13 protein-coding genes and 1 pseudogene are annotated in these 12785 nt (G+C 62.2%); 12 read left to right on the top strand and 2 right to left on the bottom strand.

Annotated features, from left to right (window positions below):
* Positions 1-59 precede the first annotated feature (59 nt).
* From AB0876_RS32420 to AB0876_RS32410, 3 genes are all read left to right on the top strand, one after another.
* Positions 60-713: a DUF4304 domain-containing protein gene (locus tag AB0876_RS32420; RefSeq protein ID WP_491840060.1), complete on the top strand. Its 654-nt coding sequence runs from the start codon at positions 60-62 to the stop codon at positions 711-713.
* A gap of 87 nt (positions 714-800) precedes the next feature.
* A complete protein-coding gene (locus AB0876_RS32415; RefSeq protein ID WP_491840061.1) occupies positions 801-1040 on the top strand; it encodes a type II toxin-antitoxin system Phd/YefM family antitoxin in 240 nt (79 codons plus the stop codon).
* Complete coding sequence (locus AB0876_RS32410) at positions 1037-1462, top strand: type II toxin-antitoxin system VapC family toxin (RefSeq protein ID WP_526044048.1); 426 nt, start codon at positions 1037-1039, stop codon at positions 1460-1462. The genes AB0876_RS32415 and AB0876_RS32410 overlap by 4 nt, the downstream gene beginning before the upstream one ends.
* 45 nt (positions 1463-1507) lie before the next feature.
* On the opposite strand, the gene AB0876_RS32405 is transcribed toward AB0876_RS32410, so the two are convergent.
* Entirely contained in the window at positions 1508-2059 is a 552-nt protein-coding gene (locus AB0876_RS32405; RefSeq protein ID WP_491840063.1) for a YaeQ family protein, read from the bottom strand.
* A 256-nt stretch (positions 2060-2315) separates the two neighbouring features.
* On the opposite strand from AB0876_RS32405, the gene AB0876_RS32400 reads away from it, so the two are divergent.
* Both AB0876_RS32400 and AB0876_RS32395 read left to right on the top strand, forming a co-directional pair.
* The gene (locus tag AB0876_RS32400) at positions 2316-3104 is read left to right on the top strand and encodes a ParA family protein (protein ID WP_526044047.1); all 789 of its coding nucleotides are present in this window, start codon (positions 2316-2318) and stop codon (positions 3102-3104) included.
* Between the two features lie 268 nt (positions 3105-3372).
* A complete protein-coding gene (locus AB0876_RS32395; RefSeq protein ID WP_526044046.1) occupies positions 3373-3513 on the top strand; it encodes a hypothetical protein in 141 nt (46 codons plus the stop codon).
* Between the two features lie 63 nt (positions 3514-3576).
* On the opposite strand, the gene AB0876_RS32390 is transcribed toward AB0876_RS32395, so the two are convergent.
* Positions 3577-4233, bottom strand: a complete 657-nt coding sequence (locus AB0876_RS32390) for a TetR/AcrR family transcriptional regulator (protein WP_526044045.1) — start codon at positions 4231-4233, stop codon at positions 3577-3579.
* Positions 4234-4340: 107 nt separating this feature from the next.
* On the opposite strand from AB0876_RS32390, the gene AB0876_RS32385 reads away from it, so the two are divergent.
* The 7 genes and pseudogenes from AB0876_RS32385 (at position 4341) to AB0876_RS32355 (ending at position 12526) form a co-directional block, all read left to right on the top strand.
* Positions 4341-5471 carry a VOC family protein gene (locus tag AB0876_RS32385; protein WP_526044044.1) on the top strand — a complete coding sequence of 377 codons (1131 nt, stop codon included), beginning with the start codon at positions 4341-4343 and terminating at the stop codon, positions 5469-5471.
* Positions 5468-6406, top strand: a complete 939-nt coding sequence (locus AB0876_RS32380) for a fumarylacetoacetate hydrolase family protein (protein WP_526044043.1) — start codon at positions 5468-5470, stop codon at positions 6404-6406. The genes AB0876_RS32385 and AB0876_RS32380 overlap by 4 nt, the downstream gene beginning before the upstream one ends.
* Positions 6397-8289, top strand: a complete 1893-nt coding sequence (locus AB0876_RS32375) for an acyl-CoA synthetase (protein WP_526044042.1) — start codon at positions 6397-6399, stop codon at positions 8287-8289. The genes AB0876_RS32380 and AB0876_RS32375 overlap by 10 nt, the downstream gene beginning before the upstream one ends.
* On the top strand, positions 8286-9806 hold the full coding sequence (locus AB0876_RS32370; protein WP_526044041.1) for an FAD-dependent oxidoreductase: 1521 nt from the start codon (positions 8286-8288) through the stop codon (positions 9804-9806). Before AB0876_RS32375 ends, AB0876_RS32370 begins: the two co-directional genes overlap by 4 nt.
* A gap of 49 nt (positions 9807-9855) precedes the next feature.
* Positions 9856-10326: pseudogene (locus AB0876_RS32365) on the top strand (DUF5131 family protein); the annotation flags it as partial.
* 223 nt (positions 10327-10549) lie between these two features.
* Positions 10550-12145: a DUF6119 family protein gene (locus tag AB0876_RS32360; RefSeq protein ID WP_526044040.1), complete on the top strand. Its 1596-nt coding sequence runs from the start codon at positions 10550-10552 to the stop codon at positions 12143-12145.
* Positions 12146-12196: 51 nt separating this feature from the next.
* A complete protein-coding gene (locus AB0876_RS32355; protein ID WP_526044039.1) occupies positions 12197-12526 on the top strand; it encodes an antitoxin VbhA family protein in 330 nt (109 codons plus the stop codon).
* Positions 12527-12785 lie beyond the last annotated feature (259 nt).

The following is a 12785-nucleotide window of genomic DNA, read 5'->3' as shown; positions in this document are numbered from 1 at the left end:
CGCAACGCGGCTCTAGATTGGTGCGCGGAGGGTCTGTGCCGACGACCTAGCCTTGGGGCATGGGCGAGGGGATGGCCGTCGGATCATTGCGACGGGCTTACGAAGCGATGGTTTGCGCCGACGTCGGACCCTTCCTGCGGTCGCGTGGATTCGACGTGTCCGGTCCCAGCTTCGAGCGGAAACGGGGACCGCTCTATGACGTGATCAACTTTCAGGGCGACCGGCACAACGGGACCATGTCGTGGCATGGATTCTTCGTCAACGTGGGCATCGGATCGGCTGAGATCGATGCCGCGTGCCCCGGATACGAGCGAGCGGGGCATCCGCTCAAAGGTTCACTACTGCAACATCGTTGGGAACATTTGGTACCTGATTTACCATACGAGGTGCGGTTCGCGCATGGCACCGACATGCGGCAGTTCGCCGCAGCTCTCTGCGACGGTTTCGACTTGACTCTGGCTGAGATGGAACGGATAAGCACTACTGAGCAGTTAGTGCGATATGCAGTCGAGAACAACTTGCTCATCGAATACGACAAGACCTGCCGATACCTCGCCGCAATCGACGACATCGACACACTGACGGAATATGTCACGACGTTGCATAACTGCTTCGGGCATCAAAGCCGTTGGTCGATCTTCGACCGCAACATCAGCACGGCTGTTGGGCGCTGGGCGGAGGTACTGCGGGAGCGAGAAATTCTGGACCCGTAACCATGGCAACGCGGCCATATGGCCAACGTGTCGAACGGGTTTGCAATGACCTCCGCAGGTGTGTCTCACCGGTGATACGCTTGCTGCATGACCGAGGTAGTGACAGTTCGCGACCTACGCAACCACGGTGGGGAAGTGCTGCGCAGGGTGGAACGGGGTGAGCGGATCGTGGTGACGCGTGATGGCACGGCGGTGGCCGAGCTGAGCCCGCTACCGCGTCGTAGTGTCAGTCCGACTGAACTGATTCGCCGTCGCCGAAACCTGCCGCGCGTGGACGTGGAGACGTTGCGTTCAGATGTGGACAGCGTGATGGACACAGCGTTGTGACAGGGCCGGCCGACCAGTCACGAGGCATGCTCGACACGTCCACGGTGATTCTGCTCGGCCACCTGGCGGATCCGGACGAGCTGCCAAACGAATCCGTGATCAGTGCGGTAACCCTCGCTGAGCTGTCCGTCGGGCCGCATGTGGCGCAGACGGATGCGGAACGTAGTGCGCGGCAGCAGCACCTGCAGCAGGCAGAGGCGGATTTCGAGGTCCTTCCGTTCGACGCCGAGAGTGCGCGGGCATTTGGGGGTGTCGCTGCAGCGTTGCGTACTTCGGGCCGCAAACCCGCCGCGCGGGCCTATGACGCGCTCATTGCGGCCAGCGCCGTCGCGCATGGTGTGCCGTTGTACACGTGCAACCCAACTGACTTTTCCGGGATACCTCAGCTGGACCTACGCACGGTTACTCACCCGGACCATTAGAGGGTGGGCGCCAACGCCAGCGACCAGCAGCTCGGGCTCAGGCGGTCACTGCAAGGGCTCGGGCGTGAAGGTGACGTCGACTCCGCCCACGGTCATCGTCACCTGACCTTCGATCACCATCACCTGCGCCGAGACTCGTCGATCGACAGTCTGGGCCAGTTGCTGGACCGGTGCGTGCGGTATCTGCACCACCGACAGATTCGCCAGCCCCGCCACTTTGGGGCCGACGGTGCGCCACCAGGTCGCCACGCCAGCGGCGAACGGGAACAGCAGCACCTGGTCGGCCTGACTGGCGGCCTTGCCCAACACGCGTTCGTCGGGCTGGCCGACGTTGATCCACTCCAAGATCCGGCCGGTGTAGTCGGCGAGACGCAAGTCCGGTACGCCAGGGGTGGACAGACCCGCCCCGAACGCCAACTCACCGTCGACGTCGCTGAGTCGGTGTGCGCGCAGCCCAAACGCCAACAACCGCACCACCATCCGCTCATCGGTCTCACTGGGATGGCGGGCCACCGTCAGCGTGTGATCGGCGTAGTAACCGTGATCGACATCGGAGACGCCAAGTTCGACTTTGAATACTGTTGCGGAAAGGGCCACGTCATAGTGTCCACCCAGATGGTGTATCCCGAGTAGTCGGGGCCGCTTGGAGTGGTCAGGCCGCCACACCAACGACTTCCCTGGCTTTGTGCGCGCGAAGTAGGCATGGACCTGGCCAGGGGATTCTCGCCAGAAGCCGGGAGGAAATGGTCGTGTTTTGTTCACCACATAGGATCAAGGCTCCGATCAGCCCGCCGTGATGTCCGCTTGCATCGGGTGACGAAGGGATAAGAGGCTCACATTGGTAGCTGTTTCGGTGCTGGTGCTTTCGGGTAAAGGCGGAACAGCGAAAACGCTATGGCAGATGATGCTGGCGGGGGAGGCCTCGCGTGCCGGGATCTCCACGTTGTTGGTCGACGCAGACCCAGAGCGAAACCTGTCTAACCACTTTGGAGTGTCGCAGCATTCGACCGGCTTGGGGTCAGTGCTTGAGGCTGCCGATATCAGTTTTTGGGGGGATCCCGACAAGGGCGCGAAGCGAATCGATGAGGAGATCATTGAAACTAGATGGCCCGGCATCGATTTGCTGCCTGCAGGTGCTTCCTTAGGCCGTGTTGCGGGTTTCGGCGTATCGGACACCGGCTTGTTGCGGGCCATCTTTGATGAGGCCGGCATCTTTGGTCGCTATGAGGTTGTCCTAATTGACACTGGCGGCCGCACTGGCTCTCTGGAAGCCCTGGCAATGCATCTAGGTGATGTTGCGTACGCGCCGATCACTCCGACCCTTGATGCGGTACGCAAAGCCCGCGAGGCTCGTGACAGAGTTGAGCGCATCCAACGAACACATCCACTCAGGTGGTGTGGTGTGGTCTTATCCGGTTTCGACCGTAGAAACGGCATCGACCAGTCGATCAGGGAACGGGTACAGACGGAATTTGGCGACGAGGTCCGCGCTGAGCTGCCACGTCGGGCCGTTATCAATGAGGCATTTCAACTGGGTAACCGACTCGGTGACAGCTCCGACGCAACCGCGCAGAATCTCGCGCGAATCTTCCGAGATTTCCTGGAGCGCGACCTGCTGGGTCGAAACCCGAGAAACCGGTGACAGCGGGGAAATGTGTTGGGGAAGAACGTAATAACGAGTGTCGCATGCCGCGTATGACTGGTGGCCCTGCAGATGATCGCGATCCACGCCACGCCCTGCCCAGTACCTGCAGTTGAGAGTGCACAGGTCAGGCTGTTGGATCAGTCTTAGGCGAGACCGATCTCATAGTTGCCTCTCCGCTGGAAACTGGTGCGCGGCAGGCTCTTCAGAAGCGCTTAGGCTGTGAGGGCGGACGCCGGCCACGAACCGCTGGGGAGGAAAGCTCGACATGACTGTTGGAGTACTCACTGTGCCCGTGTACTCCGAGGACCGGACTGATTGGGGTTGCCAGCACGCCCCTCCGCCGGCTACAACGTGGCTGTCGATGTCCTACCTTGCGAATCCGGTGGCGGGTCTGCTGCACGAATAGGTGACAGTTACGGTCACGCGGCCTGACTGGGCAGTTCCAAAAATCAATCGACAGTGACCTAAGTCAGGTCAGGCGGCCGTCCCTGCTTGTGTCGAGATCTGGTAGTGGTCGGGTACAGACCTCGTGGGCTTCAGACGCTGAAAGGCCGAACAGACGCAGGATGTCCTTGGTGATCTGGTCGGCGGCCGTGGCATCATCGCGGTGCGGTTCGTCCAGCAATAACTTGCCGAGCCCCAGCAACGCGCCCGTCGCGACAGCCAACGCCAGCTTGGGATCGTCGATGGTGAACCGACCGGCGGCGGCGGCCCGTTCGATGTCTCGTAATGCGCGCGGGCCGAGGCCACGCTTTGAACCCATCAGGTTGAGGCCGCTGACGAGGAGGATGCGGCTCTCCTGCGGCCGGCGCCGGAAGAGCCGGCCGGTCAGGCGGAAGCTACACGCGAATGTCTCGGCGGGATCGTCGATCGACTCCGTGAGCTGATCCAGCAGGGCCCCGTGGTTGTCGAGCACATCGGCTACTGCCGCTTCGAACAGCTCTTCCTTGCTGTCGAAATGGTTGTAGAACGACCCCATCCCGACGTCGGCGGCCTGAGTGATCTCCAGAACCGGCACGTTGGACTTGCCACTCGCAAGGAAAGCCTGCGCGGCCTGAATCAACGCGGCACGCGTGCGCTGTTTGCGCCGCTCCAGCCGATTAACTGTGTCGCCTTCTTCGCTCACAGAGCCCACGATAGCAGAGATACTCAGGTTTGAGGTTTTCGTCAGTCAGCACTTGACTGAAGCTATCGTCTTATGTGATGGTTTCGTCAGTTGAAGAGGAGTGTGCGATGAGCGACCTGAGTGGTGCCCACAGTCACCTGCATAGCGAGCGCGGCGCCCGTAGCGGCGAGCACCGCGGCCGATCCAGCAATCCCGTGATCAAGGTGCAAGATCTCGCTTGGCTGGAGTTTGAGAAGCCCGACCTCGTGGGCGCGCAAACCTTCGCCCATGCCTTTGGCTTCACTACCGTGCTACGCACCGACGACGAGCTCCATCTGCGCGGCGCCGATTCGGGCACTCGCTGTGTGATCATTCGCCGCGGCTCACGTTCACGGTTTCTCGGTGCCGCCTTCGTTGCAGCTGACGCGATCGACCTGTCGCGATTGTCGGAGGCGACGGGAACCCGCGTCCGGCCACTGCCGGAGGCGGTCGGCGGACTGTCGGTCGACCTGGTGGACCCCAGCGGGCTACATGTGCGCGTTGTCGCGGACACCCATCAACTCGAAGGGTTACCTACCCAGAGCCCACGTATCATCAACGTCGCGCACGACTTGCAGCGCGTCAACGCCGCTCAGCGGCCGGCGCGGGAACCTGCTCGCGTCCAGCGGCTCGGACACGTGGTGCTGCAAACCACCAAGTATGTGGAGTCGCTCAACTGGTACCTCGACAACCTCGGCATGATCGTCAGCGACTTCTTGTTCTTCCCCGGCCAGCGCGACCGCGGCCCGACGATGAGTTTCATTCGCTGCGACCGAGGCTTCACCCCTGCGGATCACCACACGCTGGCGTTGGCGCTGGGACCTCAAAACCGTTACGTACACTCGGCCTACCAAGTCAGCGACCTGGACGCGCTTGCCGCGGGCGGTCAATTCCTCTTGGATCGCGGTTACTACCGGTCCTGGGGCATCGGTCGACACATTCAGGGCAGCCAACTTTTCGACTATTGGCGCGACCCTGACGGATTCTTGGTCGAGCACTTCACCGACGGCGACATGTTCGACTCGACCCTCGAACCAGGGTGGGCACCGTTCACCGCGTCGGGTCTGGCGCAATGGGGCCCACCAGCCACCAAAAATTTTCTCGGCGTGAATCCCAAATCACTGCCCCACGAGGCGCGTTCGATGATCGCCGCGCTACGTGACGACAACGAATTCAACATCAACCGTCTCATCGGCCTCCTGAAAGTAGCCACCTCATGACAATTTCCGTCTTCCGCACCGCCGACTCGTGGTGGGCTCAAACACCCACCGGCGCAGCGAGAATCGTCACCACCGCCACCACCACCGGTGAACTGCTCGCCGACCGGCCGGCCATCGACGCTGCCGCCCACAGCGCCGACACCGTTCCCGTAGACTCCCTCGACCTCGTGTCACCGGTGACCACGCCCTGTCGTGTGGTCGCCCAGATGACGAACTTCGCCTCGCATGTCGAGGACGCGGGCATGGATCCAAAGTCCGTTCCGCTCACCTTCTTTCGCAAGGCGTCTGCCTCCATCAGCGGACCGTTCGACGACATCGTCAAGCCGCGACACGTCAAGCTCCTCGACTATGAGGTCGAGGTCGGTCTGGTGATCGGTCGGTACATGCCGGTGGGCACCCAGCTCAGCGAGGCCAACCTTGCCGACTACGTGGCTGGCCTGGTCGGGACGAACGACGTGTCGGCACGCGACATCCAGTTGCCGCAAACCCAGTTCTACGAAGCGAAGTCGTATCCGACGTTCACTCCGGTCGGACCGGCCTTGGTGCTGGTCGACGCCGATGAACTCAAACGTTTCGGCGATCTGCGCCTGCAGCTCCGGGTCAGCGGCGAGATACGACAAGACATGGTCATCGACGGCGACATGATCTACAAGCCGCTGCAGGCGCTGCAGGCGCTCACGCGATTCCAGAACCTGAACGCTGGAGACCTCGTCATGACGGGCACACCTGTCGGGACTGCGCTGAGCGCTCCGCCGAAACCCGTCCAGATCATCAGCTCGCTGCTACCGCCGGCAGTCAAGTGGAAAGCATTCTTCAAGCAGCAGGCGAAGAACGACAAGTATCTACAGCACGGCGACATTGTGGAACTGTCGGTGGCCACCGACGACGGCGTACTCGATCTGGGCACCCAGCGCACCGCGGTGAAATGCGCGTGACGGATCTGCTCTGGCCCCGCTACTCGGGTCCCACGGATCTGGCGGACATCGAGTCGGTTCCGCTTGCGCAACGGGGGCTGCCCGAATCCACTTACGCGCTGCTGGCTCGTGCGGCCACGCTCTGGCCGACGCGAGCGGCGGTGACGGTGCTTGCCGACGCCGCCCGATGGGAAGAGCCCACGCGCCGCACCTTTGGAGAGGTGCTCACCGACGTGCACCGGACCGCGAACCTGTTGCGCGACATCGGTGTTGGGCGGAATGATGCCGTCGCTCTCATCAGTCCCAATTGTGACGAGCTCATCACGGCCACGCTGGCCGCCCAGCTCGCAGGCATCGCCGTCCCGATCAACGGCGCCCTATCGCCCCGCCACATCGGCGAACTCGTCAAGAAGTCGGGCGCACGGGTACTGATCGCAGCCGCTCCGGAATTCGACGCTGCGAGCTGGGACACGGCCAGACAGCTCGCAGCCGCAGGCCGTATCGACACCGTTGTGCTGGTTTGTCCGTCCAGCCATGCCACAGAATCCACACCTACGCCCGAGGTGGGCGGCGCCACCGTTGCCTATCTCAATGAACTGGCCCAGAAGTACGACGGGTCCGCGTTTTCGGGCAAACCTCCCACGTCCGGTGACCTGGCTGCGCTGTTTCACACGGGAGGTACGACGGGCGCGCCCAAACTGGCCGCGCATACCCACACCAACGAGGTGGCCGACGCGTGGATGATCGCGGCGAACTCGACTCTGGACCACGACGCGAACGTGTTCGCTGCATTGCCGCTGTTCCACGTGAACGCCCTGGTAGTCACCCTGCTCGCCCCACTGCTGCGCGGTCAGCACGTCGTGTGGGCAGGACCCCTGGGCTATCGCGATCCGGCACTCTATGCCAACTTCTGGAAAATCGCTTCACACTATGCGATCACCACGATGAGTGCGGTGCCCACGGTTTATGCCGTCCTGGCCCATTGCCCGGTGGACGCCGATATCTCCAGCCTGCAGTTCGCATTGGTCGGTGCCTCAACGCTACCCATCTCGGTGCGACGAGAGTTCGAATCACACACCGGTATTCGATTAGTTGAGGGGTACGGGCTGACCGAGGCGACGTGCGCCAGCGTGCGGAGCTTTCCCGACCATCCGCGGCCAGGTTCAGTCGGTCAGCGATTGCCGTACCAGCAGGTGAAGGCGGTGCGCATCAACGATGACGGGTCCTGGGTCGATCTGGCAGCTGGAGAGGCGGGACACCTGGTCATCAGCGGGCCGACTGTTTTTCCCGGCTACGTAAGCGACTACGGTGGAGCCGGTTTCGCCTTCGATGGGCAGGGCAAGCTCGTCGATGGATGGTTGGACACCGGCGATCTGGCGTGGATCGATTCACAGGACTTTGTCCATCTGACCGGCAGGGCGAAGGATCTCATCATCCGGGGCGGCCACAACATCGATCCAGGCGCCATCGAGGAAGCGCTGCTGCAGCATACGGCCGTCACGGCAGCGGCGGCCGTCGGTCGGCCCGATCCCCATGCCGGCGAGGTTCCGGTCGTCTACGTCACCTTGGCGCCTGGTTGCACGGTCACCGGCGATCAGTTGCGCGCCTGGGCTAGCGAACACGTCGTCGACAACGCCGCCGCGCCCAAAGCCGTCACCGTCATTGATTCGCTGCCAGTCACCGCCGTGGGCAAGCCGTACAAATTGCCGCTCCGGGCTGACGCCGCCAAGAGAGCGGTCAGTGACGCCTTAGCCGGGCACTTCGGAGTCGAGAAAGTCACCGCAACAGTGGAAGACAGCACGGTAGTAGTCACTGTCGCCCTGGATTCGTCCGCCGACCGCGCGGCCGTCGAGGGCACGATCGGGCGCTATACCATCGTGTCGCGGATCGAAGAGCAGCCGTGACTACCGCCTCGGTCGTCATCGTCGGCGCCGGCCCCACCGGTGTCACCGTCGCCACATTGCTGGCGCAGTATGGCATCAAGACTGTGGTGCTCGATCGGTGGTCAACCGTGTACCCGCAGCCCCGCGCGGTTCACATCGACGACGAGATCTTCCGGATCGTCGCGCGTCTGGGCATCGCCAAGGAGTTCGCAGACATCTCGAGACCGGCGCTGGGCCTGCGGCTGCTCGACAACACGACCCGCGTGTTGGCCGAGTTTCACCGCGACCCGGCTCATAGTGCGCATGGCTTCCCGCAGGCCAATATGTTCGACCAACCGGACCTCGAAGCACTGCTGCGCGCCAATCTCGAGCGCTACCCGTGTGCGCAACTGTGCGGCGACGCCGAAGTTACCGACATCGTCGATGACGGGCAGGGACGAATCCTGGTGACCTACGGTGACCGCACCGACGGTGCCAAACACGTTGTCGAGGCGGACTTCGTACTCGGGTGCGACGGCGCCAACAGCGTAGTACGTGCGTGCGCTGGCATCGGCATGCATGATCTCAAGTTCGACCAGCGCTGGCTGGTCGTGGACATCGCGACCACTGCCGACCTGGATCAGTGGGATGGGGTGCACCAGATCTGTGATCCGATCCGCGCGGCGACCTACATGCGCATCGGCGATACGCGCTATCGCTGGGAATTCCAGTTATTGCCCGGCGAGACAGCGGACGACTTCGACTCACTCGACGCGCTACGCCCGCTCATTGCGCCCTGGGTTGGCAACGTCTCACCCGCAGATCTGACACTGGTTCGTGTGGCTGAGTACACCTTTCGCGCGAAGTTCGCCGAGCGATGGCGCCGTGGCAACATCTTTCTACTCGGCGACGCCGCGCACCTCACGCCGCCGTTCATCGGCCAAGGAATGGGAGCGGGGTTGCGAGACGCGATGAACCTGGCATGGAAGCTCGCCGCAGTGCTGCACGGCAGTCTGCCGCCCTCCACCTTGGACACCTACGAGCAAGAGCGAAAACCACACGCCCGCTTAATGATCGGAATGGCCCTCGGGATGGGTTGGGCGATGACCGCAGGCGGGGACATCGGCAACTTTATCCGTCGGCTGATCCTACCGCGGCTGAGCTTGATCCCCGGGTTGCGTAACAAGCTCGTTGAAAGTCGAACACCCTCCCTACCCAAGTCCGAATTGATCGCGAAGTCGCGTACGCCATGGGAGTTGGCCGGCACCCTGTGCCCAAACCCCGTGCTGCGCGAAGGTCAACGCCTCGACGACATCGTGGGCAACGGCTTCGCCGTCATCACCACCGTGCGCCCGCTCGCATTCCAGTGCGCCCTGCTCGACGAGCGCGGCGCGCTGCTGCATGTCGCCGAGCCCGGTGGTGACCTGGATACGTGGCTGCGCCGCGGCCGTGCCACCGCCGCCGTCATCCGACCAGACCGCACAGTTATGGCCGCAGGGCGCAACTTCAGCGCGTTGTGCGCAGCAGTGCCCGCACTGAGCCACCATGCAACACACTAAGAAACTCCGATGCCGTCTTACCGTACAGATTGGGCTGATTCGCCACCCGGCCGACACACCTCGGCACACGTATCAGATTCTGACCAAGCGGTCGTTGCGCCTGAGTAGGCTCGCCGAGAAGCTGGATTGGCCTGCCAATGTGTGGATGGGTGTGTCAGTGGAATCGTCAGCGGTCATTGATCGCATCGACCATCTGCGCACCGTGCCGGCGGCGACCCGATTCCTGTCGTGTGAACCGCTGCTCGGGCCGCTCAACGGCCTGCCTCTCGACGGCATTGATTGGGTCATTGTCGGTGGCGAGTCCGGTCCTAGTGCTCGGCCGATGGCCAGCCAATGGGCGCTCGACATCCGTGATCAATGCGTGTCAGCCGATGTCCCGTTCTTCTTCAAACAGTGGGGCGGGCGTACTCCCAAGCAGAACGGGCGGCTGCTCGAGGGGCGCACCTGGGACCAGGTGCCAAGTTCGGCTCGCGCCGGCGGGCCGCGGCGGGAGTCGGCGACGCTGCCCGTGACCGCCTGATCGTCGGCTGGCAATGCTAGTCGTGTGGGCTCGCTTCGACGTCTTGATCGGAAAGCGTCGGTGGGCCAGGCCTGTGGCCGGGTGCCTGCGTGGTCGGCGGTGTGGTGGCTTCGGTTTGGTGAATAGATGAATCGGGCTCCCTTTCGTGATCGACGTTCCAGAATCGACAGACCGACACGGGCAGGGTGTGCGGCAGTCGGCATCGCATTGAGGAGGGGTGCGCATGACGCAGCGGCTCACGATCTATCTGCTTCAGAACATCGGTACGCCCGAGGACGCACTGGCAGAAGGTAAAAACCCGGTGAAGGTAGCTGTGACTGCGGATCTGGGTGCCCGCAACAGCGCCTTTTACTTCACGTCGCGTCCTCCTGTGCCACCGTCGTGGTTGGCGTTTGTGCGCCAGGTCGCGCCTGAGGTGCCCGCGCTGTCGTCGTCGTCGGCTTCTGGGCTCTTGGTCGTTGAGGCCGACGGACGTCATTTCGCTTTGACCTTTGGCTATGGGCGCAGCCTGCTCGACCTGTCGAAGATTGAACGGCAATTCGGCTTGAAGGTCGCCCTCAATCGAATCGACCCTGCGCAGCTGCGCAGTATGGACACTAAGACATTCGAAGATCTGGTTGTCACTCGCACGACCCAGTCGAGCAGAAGCACTGACTTGCCCACGTTCGGTGTCGATGTCTCCAGCGATATCCTGCGTGCTGTCACCGGCGAGCCTCGCGACACGGCGCTGTCGAAGAAGCTCTCCGGCGCTGACGCTTTGGTGTTGAGCACCTCGCGCGATGCCGCTGACCTTCCCGCCATCTTGTGCGATCTGCTGGCCGCGTTCTCCGAGGGGACATACAAGGAAAATTTTGCCTGGGTGGACCATCTGGGCCTGGTCAACGACGCATCGCTCGTCGCTGTTCTCGATGCTGCATTGGCGGCGCAACTTGCCGATGGTGATACGCACAACACCCACATGGCGACCCCGGAAGTCATCGGCTGGGAAGAGATCGAATCGTTCAAGGTCACCGGCAGCAAGGCGATTTTCGACGATCTCGACCTCGACGATTACCTCGACGCACTCGGTCCTCGCCGGTCACAAATCTCCGTTCCGGTTTTGAAGGGACGCCAAGTGTCCGTCAAGTTCAGTCGGTCGGGTGATTTTGAAGGCCGCTGGACTCTGTACAACTGTCTCATCGCCGAACAACGTGTAGGCGACAAGCTGTATGTACTGATCGAGGGACGTTGGTTAGCGGTAAGTGACAGCCTCGCAGCCGAAGTCGACACCTTCGCCGCCTCGCTGCCCTCCAGTGCCACGGCACTTGTTGAGTCGAGCATGGGGGAGAAGGAAGCGGACTACAACCGACGGTTGGCAGGTGATCCCGCCGGCGAGTTGTTGCTGCTCGATGCGAAAATCAAGATTCCCGGCGGTGCCTCGTCGGGCATCGAACTGTGTGACCTGTTGTCCTCGGAGGGGGAGTTCATCCACGTAAAACGGAAATCGCGTTCGTCAACGCTGAGCCACTTGTTCGCCCAGGGAACGGTCAGCGCGGCGACCTTCCTCAACGACGGTGGCTTCCGTGAACGTTTTCGACAAGAGATCGAGGACACCGTCGCGCCCGAACACCAGGGCAGATGGCTTGACTTGATTCCCGGCGCGACGAGCAGCGTGGACCGTTCCAGGTACACGGTGTCCTACGCGGTAATCGCCAGCAGCAACAAGGAGGGCACCGACTGGCTGCCGTTCTTCAGCAAGCTGAACTTGATGCAGCAAGGAAAACAGATCCTCAGCCTCGGATTCCAGTTGTCGATTTCGAAGGTGACCGTCGGGCCATAACCGCGCAGCTGGGGCGCGACCGATCGCGCGCACTCGACATAGACTATCGGAGTGAGTCGCGAGATCGCCGACGATGAACCCGACAGCTCGACCGTCCTGGCTGAGCTCCTGCACGGCAGCGACCTGTCAGCCACCCGGAAGCGCGCGGTGCACGACGCTGTCGTCAGCAGCGAGCTCGAAGGTGCAACACCTGATCGCACTTCGATGCTCCGACTCATCGAGTTCGCCGCCGGACGCATCACCTTCGACGAATGCAAAAGGCAAGTACTCCATGCGCGCACCTCGACCCTCAACCACGAGCTCGCACAGGCCGACGCCGAGTATGCAGCCGGCAACACCATCGTCGGTGAGGATCTGCGCAAACGCTACGGACTCACCTGATCCCCATCAGCCCATTCGGATGTGCGCACACTGACGCTTGTCTGCCAACCTCAATGAGATTCAATGGCAAAGTCGTACGCTGCCCGATCAAATGAGAAACCTGCCAGATCACATGAGACCGGACAGAGGATGAGCGTGATTCATCTGGTGAAAAAGGAGTACTTTACTGGTAACCCTCAGTATTCGATTCAGCCGTAATCCGGTGATTGTTGATATCGATAGGGTCGGCAGTTTCGGGATGGGCGGCTGGCAGCAGCTG

It is taken from the genome of Mycobacterium sp. NPDC049093 (genome assembly GCF_040704635.1).
Lineage (GTDB): Bacteria > Actinomycetota > Actinomycetes > Mycobacteriales > Mycobacteriaceae > Mycobacterium.
The sequence above is the reverse complement of the archived record's forward strand: the minus strand, read 5'-3'. Positions and strand labels throughout refer to the sequence as shown.